Origin of the sequence: Alkalispirochaeta americana, assembly GCF_900156105.1 — a bacterium.
GTDB classification, from domain to species: Bacteria; Spirochaetota; Spirochaetia; order DSM-27196; family Alkalispirochaetaceae; genus Alkalispirochaeta; species Alkalispirochaeta americana.
Map to the genome: position 1 here is coordinate 1 of NZ_FTMS01000032.1, position 8,079 is coordinate 8,079.

Annotated in this window: 8 protein-coding genes; all 8 read left to right on the plus strand. The window is 35.5% G+C overall.

The window, feature by feature from the left end:
• Positions 1-357: 357 nt before the first annotated feature.
• The 8 genes from BW950_RS14145 (at position 358) to BW950_RS14175 (ending at position 7,555) form a co-directional block, all read left to right on the plus strand.
• On the plus strand, positions 358-1,029 hold the full coding sequence (locus tag BW950_RS14145; protein WP_076489952.1) for an adenylate/guanylate cyclase domain-containing protein: 672 nt from the start codon (positions 358-360) through the stop codon (positions 1,027-1,029).
• Positions 1,030-1,067: 38 nt separating this feature from the next.
• On the plus strand, positions 1,068-1,616 hold the full coding sequence (locus BW950_RS14150) for a Pycsar system effector family protein (RefSeq protein WP_076489953.1): 549 nt from the start codon (positions 1,068-1,070) through the stop codon (positions 1,614-1,616).
• A gap of 11 nt (positions 1,617-1,627) precedes the next feature.
• The gene (locus BW950_RS15015; protein WP_143559276.1) at positions 1,628-2,422 is read left to right on the plus strand and encodes a hypothetical protein; all 795 of its coding nucleotides are present in this window, start codon (positions 1,628-1,630) and stop codon (positions 2,420-2,422) included.
• A gap of 364 nt (positions 2,423-2,786) precedes the next feature.
• Positions 2,787-3,794, plus strand: coding sequence for a YaaC family protein (locus BW950_RS14160; RefSeq protein WP_076489955.1), 1,008 nt, complete (start codon positions 2,787-2,789; stop codon positions 3,792-3,794).
• A gap of 325 nt (positions 3,795-4,119) precedes the next feature.
• Positions 4,120-5,043, plus strand: coding sequence for a nucleotidyltransferase family protein (locus BW950_RS15020; protein ID WP_143559277.1), 924 nt, complete (start codon positions 4,120-4,122; stop codon positions 5,041-5,043).
• Positions 5,044-5,228: 185 nt separating this feature from the next.
• On the plus strand, positions 5,229-5,966 hold the full coding sequence (locus BW950_RS14165) for a hypothetical protein (RefSeq protein WP_143559278.1): 738 nt from the start codon (positions 5,229-5,231) through the stop codon (positions 5,964-5,966).
• A gap of 96 nt (positions 5,967-6,062) precedes the next feature.
• Positions 6,063-6,641: a KwaA family protein gene (locus BW950_RS14170; protein ID WP_076489957.1), complete on the plus strand. Its 579-nt coding sequence runs from the start codon at positions 6,063-6,065 to the stop codon at positions 6,639-6,641.
• Complete coding sequence (locus BW950_RS14175) at positions 6,641-7,555, plus strand: DUF4868 domain-containing protein (RefSeq protein WP_076489958.1); 915 nt, start codon at positions 6,641-6,643, stop codon at positions 7,553-7,555. The genes BW950_RS14170 and BW950_RS14175 overlap by 1 nt, the downstream gene beginning before the upstream one ends.
• The last annotated feature ends 524 nt before the right edge of the window (positions 7,556-8,079 follow it).

Consider the following 8,079-nt stretch of genomic DNA (forward strand, 5'->3'; position numbering starts at 1 on the left):
CAAGGTGATCAAACGGGTCGCCTATGGCTTCCGGGACGACGAATATTTCTTCCTTCGCATCCGTCACGCATTCCCCGGAATTCGACGATGAACCTTTTTTGGTGGATCTGGAATAGAGGGATTCTCTTCCAGGAACGCATTGATCATGAAGGAACAAGGACGTGCCTGATGGCCCCAGGTGTTCGTTGATGCTATCGGGGGTTTGAAGCAAGCGAACAACAGCTTCAACCTGACTCGCCTATTGGCACGGATTGCGATCCCCTACCCGATAGCATAAACCGCGCCAATTGACGGCTCGCAGGTTAAGCCAGCGTTGTATGGACAATATTTTTCAGTTATAAATTATATGGAGTATGAATGTATTCATTAGATTATCAAAATAAATTATATAAACGATTTGTTGATCAACGAGTAAGAAAATCAATATTTGAAAATTTTAGTCTAGAAAATTTGGATATTGAAATTGACAAAAAAGAATCTTTTACAAATGTTATATATATTGATATTTATTCGTTCTCCGAAACAGTTTCGGAAATGACTGCTTCTGATATAAAAAATTATCTTGAAGAGTATTATTCAAAAACGCTAAGGATAATCCATAAATATTCAGGACGAATTGATAAATTAATGGGTGACGGGATAATTGCAATGTTTTCTCCATTATTTGATAGGAGGATGAAAAAAAAAGATGCTTCTAACAATGCACTTTATTGTTCGAAGGAAATAATTGAAGAACTATTTTGTACAGAGTTTGAATCTAAATCGGCGATTGGTTCTGGAGATTTATATTATTGTAAAACAGGGTTGGAACAAGTATATGAAGAATATACTGCAATTGGAAAACCATTGACAATTGCCTATAGACTAGAGGCCGAAGCTGATAAAAATCAAATTCTAACATTGAAAAGAACCGGTCTAAGTAAACGAATATTATCTCAAGAAATTGATATGAGTGGCTGGTCAAAAAATATATTCACATCCGTATTAAAGGGATTAGGTGATTTTGATATTCTATCTTGCAAATATTAATTATTGTAAAAATAATTAATAATAGGAAAGGAAAAGTTATGATTTCAGAAGAAGAACAGAAAGTCGAGAATAATTTAATGGGATTGTATGTCTCTATTAATGAGTGGCTTAAATATGCTGAGGCTAAGAATGCTATCTTACTTCCAATTTTTATAGCCATTTTCTTAGGGGTTTTAACAATCCTTCTACAAATAACTATAACAAATATATGTTTAAAGATATATCTGTATAATATCTTAATATTTACAGCACTGGGTGTTTTTTCTACTGTACTTTCATTTTATCCAAATCTAAAAAGACCATTTCTATTTAAAGGTAATAAATCGAATAATGATAATTTGTTATATTTCGGTGATATTCAGAAATATACTGTTTTAGATTTTGAAACAGCATATTATGAAAAATATTCAATCAATGAAAAGCCAAAAAATTCATTTGCAAAAGAGTATATAAACCAGATAATAATCAATTCAAAAATTACGTATACAAAATTTACCTATTTTAAAATTGGCGTATTTCTTTTACTTTCTGCTTTCATATCGATCGTTATTTCATTTTTAATTGTTTTATTTTTATCAGATAAATAGGGGGAGATTACGTGGTTACTTTTGAACAAGTTTTGGATAATATTAAGGAGATTATTTCTACACAAAATAAGAATTATGAACTTGCTACATCAATACAAGTAGTTAACAAAATACCTGAAACAGATAATATTCCTATAGAGAAACCAAATCACTGGTTAAAAGTTCCTGATGTTATTTGTGTTTTTGCAGATATGATTAATTCTACTCAGTTAAGTGCTTCTAAACATGATAAAAGTTCAGCATCAATATATCAGTATTTTACAGGAACTATTATAAAGATTTTTCATGAGATGAATGCTAAATATATTGATGTAAAAGGTGATGGTGTTTTTGCATTATTTGACAAAGGTGATGAATATAAAGCTTTTGCTGCTGCAATTACAATAAAAACTTTTATCGAAGAAGAGTTTACAAAAAAAGTCGGAAAAAAAACGAAGATAAATATCGGTGGGCATATTGGAATTGACCAAAAAACAGTACTAGTAAAAAAAATTGGCTTAAAACGTTCAGGTGGAAGAACTGATCGACAGAATGAAGTATGGGCTGGAAAGCCGATTAATATGGCAGCAAAACTGGCCTCTTTTACGCAACCTCGTGAACTTTTAGTATCTGATAGATTTTTCGCTAAAATTAAAAATGAGCTTGTTAGAAAGTCATGTGACTGTTCCGGAAATAAAGAAGACCTTTGGGAAGAAATAGACTTAATGCATGATACAAAATTTGACTTCAATACAGCTTATAAATTAAAAAGCATTTGGTGTTCAAAGCATGGTAAAGAGTACTGTAGTGAAATCTTAAAGTTGTAGAATTACAGCCATATAACAATCGCATGCAACTGACAATTTTTTTGTCATCCTTTTTGAATGCTCAAAAAGGTCGCCAACCCTTCGGGACAAAATTGCAGCTGATGCGGGCGTTAGATCCACGCTGCGCGGGGGCAAGGAAAGGAAGAGAAGAATTTCGCCTGTTGGCGAAGTAAAATATATATGTCAAAATAGTTGTTGGAGTTGTAAGTGACTCAACTTCCTATAACAGCAAGTATATGCTGCGTTGCTCCGCAACTTCGGACAACTGGCGGATATCCACAATGTCCAGTTCAAGCCTTCGGCTTGCCCTGGCCACTGCGTATACCCGCCGCCCCGTTGCCAACCATATTGAGAGATACTGCATATGAATAAAATTTGGAATGAATTATTAGAATTCGAAACAAGAGACCTTGTAGATAGATTTATCCAAAAAAAATATGGCAGGGAGATTAATGCAAATAGAGTTCAGCAAATTACCTCAAACTTCATTCAGGCAAGAGAATATTTTAGGAGTGCGGATGATTCAAATTTTACGGTAAGACCCCTTTTACAATATTATGGGGTAATGGCTCTATCAAAAGGACTAATTCTTTCATTAAATCTATCACAGACTGAGCATCAATTAAAGTCTTCTCATGGATTAGAAGTTAAAAATTGGAAAGAAGTACTTAAAAACAAGGATTTCGAGAATTTGAGGATATGTATTGGAGAAGGTACTTTTTCCGAATTAATTACTACAACTGAAAATAAAAATTATCTAAGTGCAAACTCGACTGCGATAAATTGGGCATCCATACTAAAAATGCCTCAAATTGGAGAGGAATTTACTCTAAGACAAGTAATTCAATATTTCCCTGATTTGTATAAAGAATATGACTCTTGGTTGTCTGATAAATTAACATTTGCGGTGATTCAAGAATTAAAGACACAAACAGATGATGGATTAACTCATGTAAAACTGCAAGGGTTAGTAAATGAATCAGATTTAGAATTGCTTTTTCCTAACGAATACTGTCCAGATAAATTAATTGTACGTGAAAATCATTCTACATTAATAAAATATTCGAACCCAAATTGGTCTCCAAACATCACACAAAGATGGCATGGTGCATTCAATATTGGAGATGGTTGTGTGATACCTTCATTGCCTAATGATATTGGATTAAATTTATTGAGTGGAATGTACATTGTATCCTATGTGTTTGGAATGATGGCAAGGTATTTTCCAACTTCATGGATTGGGATTAAACGAGTTGAGAAGGGTGATAAAGTTTACCCATTTGCACATCGAATATTGGAGTTTATACATGAAAAATATCCTAAGCAAGTATTGGACTTTCTTAATTCACCTTATGACTTTGAAGCAGAGTAAAATACGGTTGGCAACACGCAATATACGTAAGCCGGGGGATGTGGGCAATTTTAACTTTTGTACATTTACTCAAAATTATAACGGTTTGACATGTTGGAGCTTCGAAACCCCGGTCTCCGCATATTGCCATCCGTTTTCCAAAATTGATACGCAATTTTGGAAAACGGGGCGGCGGTCAATCCCGCCAGCTGTCCTGCGTTGCTCCGCAACTTCGGACAACTGGCGGATATCCACAATGTCCAGTTCAAGCCTTCGGCTTGCTCTGACCACTGCGTATACCCGCCGCCCCGTTATAAGCAATTAATTATTCATGAGGTAGGTATGTATGAGTAGAAATGGATTACAAAAATACATAGAGAGAATTCTTAGGCCGACAAAAGAGCAAAGTGATTTTCTGATGAGTAAAATAGCTTCCTATAAATCAGTAATAGAACATAATTCGGAATTAAGCTTAAAAGAATGTAGACCAGCAGGGTCTTTTAATAAAAAAACAATGCTTAGATATAATCCTGAGCTTGATCTAGTCCTTATATTAAATAAACACCATAAATATAGTGAATTTCCTCAGATACTAAATCGAATTGCGCATATCCTATCAACCAATTTTTCAGAAATAGATATTTTAGATATAACTAAAGTATCGGTTAAAGCGTCGTTTTCTGATAGAGATGAAAAGAAATATGACTTTGATATTGTGCCCACTTTTTGGTTGAATTCTCCTTTACAATATAAAGATGTTAAAAACAAAAGAGCCTACCAAGGAATGACATCAATATGGAATAACGAATATATTTTGTCTAAGGCGAAGGAACATTTCTACTTCTCGGATTTGTCTATACTTATAAAAGATTGGAAAAATGAATGTGGATTAAATTGTCTAAAATCATACATTATCGAATTGATAATTGCGTCTGCACTGGAGTATCGGAATATTTCAGAAGAATCATCATGGGAATCTGATTTGGTGGAATGCTTTAAAGAGATAGTATCAATGACGGATGGTTCTCCGATATATCCAGTAGGTTATAAATATTTTAATCCTGCCGAAGATCTCGCAGTTACAGCAAGTCGACGAGTAATAATTGATGCTGGAGAACCGTATAAGAATCTAGCAGATGAATATGACGAAGACTTTTTTCGTCTGGTAAAAAGTGAAAGCACAAAAGCTTTGAACCACATTAAGAATAAAGAATACGATAAAGTATTTAACATTAAGGGGAGATTAAAAAAGTGGGATTGGAATAAATAACTGCTCATAACAGGGCGTAATATGCTGCGTTGTTTCGCTCCTTGGCCTTCGGCACATTTTGTCTTCGCATTCGCTTGGCAAAACGTCATATACGCCCGAAACTTTATAGAAAATTGAGCATATTGGCAATATAATAGTAGGTTGAATGAGCCATTCGGCTAAAAAAAAATTTATGTGAGGCAAAAATGAAAAATCTTGGTTTACTTGGATGGAAAGAAAGCGAAAAATTTGGAATTAAAACATTTACCAGCACGGATAATATCGAAATAAAAGAATATAAAGAAAATAATTTTTATAATTACAAAGAAGTTGTTGCTTATAATCATAGAATAGCCTCTTTGTATTTTAATGTACACGAAACAGACGTAGAAACTATTCTTGAAAAGAATAACTATTTAAGTAAAGCTGACATCGAAAAAGACCTTTCCGATTCTGGAATCAAGTATGGTAACTTTCGAGCATATTATGGAAAATCATTTCCAATAGAAAATGTAATACTGATCAATTGGAAAATTGATGCGGATAAACTAATTGTCATTGAAACCATGAATATTGTTAAAGTGCTATCAGAAATAAAGCGATATGCCTACAGGTTTAGATATGACACAAAAGGTATTTACGCAAGTGAAAAAGAGTATCAACTAAAATCAATTATGGACTCGATTAGTAATTCAAAATATGGGCTACAACATGTCTTTTATGAGAAATTTCCAGAAGATACTAATAAGAAGTACTATTCAAAGTTTGTCGATGCAAACTATTTACAAGAAATAATTCCGATAGATCTGGTTCAGGTTTTCGGGAATAAAATTGTAAATATATTAAATTACAACTCCATCAATGAGAATTTTTCAAATTATATAAATTACTTAAAGGAAAAAGCTCTTTTTACATATGATGAAATCGATATAGAAGAAATCTAACAACGAGTTCAAGCGCGACAACCGGGCTACGCCCTGTTGCGGCTTAACTCAATGTTAAGTGCCAGTGTGCCAGGAGATATCGGATGGTAATTCGAAATGCAATTTAGAATTTTTTCAGCTTTTGTAATTTTCATTGGCTCTTACCTACCGTTGGCCCTAATACTTGCCGTCCAAGACATACCGATGTCTTGGTGGGGGCGATCATTTTGTGATATTTCAAAAATGAGCGAATGTTACTTTAACCCCTTCTCTAACCCATATTTGTCTATAGCCTTTCTCCTTATAACCTTCGTCTCAGTAGTTTTATCCAATATATCGCTCAAAAAGATATCGTTTCCATTTGAGGCCAGAGTAAAAAGAACGAAAGCAATTCCCAACGACATTATTAACTATGTTTTTCCGTATGTTGTTTCATTCATGGGAATTAGCTACGAATCTCCTGAAAAACTTTTAGGTTTTGCCATGTTCTTGATCTGGATGTTCGCAATAACATACAAGTCAGGACAGATAATAATGAACCCACTTTTGCTGATGTTTGGGTGGAAGCTTTATGAGGCAGAAATAGAAATAAACGGAAATGAAAGAAGTGTAAGAATGTTGCATAAAGGCAATCTGATTCCCGGTGATTATAGTGTGCAAACAATACAAGATTTCTATGTTGCGAGAGGTGGCTGATGTCAGTTGACTTCCAATCTTTGAAAACATTCGACTTCGATAATTCTAATCCACATCTCTGGGTTTTCAAAGATAGTACTACGTCTTCACGATTTCGTGCATTTTATGTTCAAACTGAGGGCGAGTTAAACTCGAAACTAAAAGAGTTCGTCAAGAAAGAGATTGATAGGATAACAGAGCACAGCCCATACACTTACATATCACAAAACAATGAAAATAGCTGTCTTACTTTAGATCCTTCTACTACAGATTTCTCCAACCTAAAGGTTCTCGTAGATCGTCTCGAAAGCGAACATAGAATCTCAGAGTCAAAAGATCTGAAAGGGGCTAAAGGGTATGTGGTTAAGTTTACATTAAATGGCACTACGGTCTATGCTGTAAAACGTTCCACGTCATCATGGAAGACCTCTTACCCTAAGAAGTATATAAATATGATTTTTTCCAATGGAGAACTATCGGCAGTGGAGAATAATAGTTTTTCTATTGAAAAAAGTTTTGACTTTTACGTTTTTGGAAATACGGCATTTATTGCAAATAAACGCGGGTTTGAGTCTGCAATGAAGTATCGTGAAGAGTATGTTGCTGCATTTTCACAGCTTCAGCAGTCACCTTCGTTCAGTAACTTGTTCTCTGATTTATCGCCAATAGTAGAGTATGTAGGAAACAACTCCATACAGTTGAGAAGAATGGCCGTTATTGAAGAAAAAGGGATCTATAATCGGCCGAATTTTATCCAAACTTTACAAAGGGTCAATAACGCTAGGGGGTGGGGTATTAATTTTGATAATGCCAATGACACAATAATCCCATGCACTGAGACTGTAAAAGTCATTATGCAGGTTTTGCTAGATCACCGTCTGATGAGCGAGATCACTGACAATATTTATGATGTTCCAGATGCAACTGAGATCTAGGCAGCACTTAACAAAACGCTGTTGTCGGACAATTTCTCCACCGCTTCGCGGTTCAAAAATTGCCGCAAAGCTTTGCGTTCGTCTTGACGGGGCATCCTGGGCTCCCGAGGACGGCACACCCTATTTGGGAAAGATACGATTTCCCGGGATTGGGGAACCCGATTTGTGGGGTTCGATCGGCGAAAGAATCCTGGACTGCGCAGAGAATCTTTTCTGCTGGCCAGATCTGAATTGTCGGCGGATAATGGACCCGGATTTTTTTGGTGGATCTGGAATAGAGGGATTCTCTTCCAGGAACGCATTGATCATGAAGGAAGAAGGACGTGCCTGATGGCCTCAGGTGTTCGTTGATGCTATCGGGGGTTTGGAGCAAGCGAACAACAGCTTCAACCGGACAAGGCCTTCTGTCACGGTTTGTGCACCTCGCTTCGCTGGTCAGGCATTGCCGGTTAAGCCAGCGTTCGATTGGCGCTCCGCGCAGTGAATAAATTGACAAATCACCGTAATTACATTATAATTACTTT

What these genes read in the sequence shown, in the direction of transcription:
- BW950_RS14145 (WP_076489952.1), top strand. Translation starts at nt 358, where the DNA reads ATGTATTCATTAGATTATCAAAATAAATTATATAAACGATTTGTTGAT.
- BW950_RS14150 (WP_076489953.1), top strand. Translation starts at nt 1,068, where the DNA reads ATGATTTCAGAAGAAGAACAGAAAGTCGAGAATAATTTAATGGGATTG.
- BW950_RS14160 (WP_076489955.1), top strand. Translation starts at nt 2,787, where the DNA reads ATGAATAAAATTTGGAATGAATTATTAGAATTCGAAACAAGAGACCTT.
- BW950_RS15020 (WP_143559277.1), top strand. Translation starts at nt 4,120, where the DNA reads ATGAGTAGAAATGGATTACAAAAATACATAGAGAGAATTCTTAGGCCG.
- BW950_RS14165 (WP_143559278.1), top strand. Translation starts at nt 5,229, where the DNA reads ATGAAAAATCTTGGTTTACTTGGATGGAAAGAAAGCGAAAAATTTGGA.
- BW950_RS14170 (WP_076489957.1), top strand. Translation starts at nt 6,063, where the DNA reads ATGCAATTTAGAATTTTTTCAGCTTTTGTAATTTTCATTGGCTCTTAC.
- BW950_RS14175 (WP_076489958.1), top strand. Translation starts at nt 6,641, where the DNA reads ATGTCAGTTGACTTCCAATCTTTGAAAACATTCGACTTCGATAATTCT.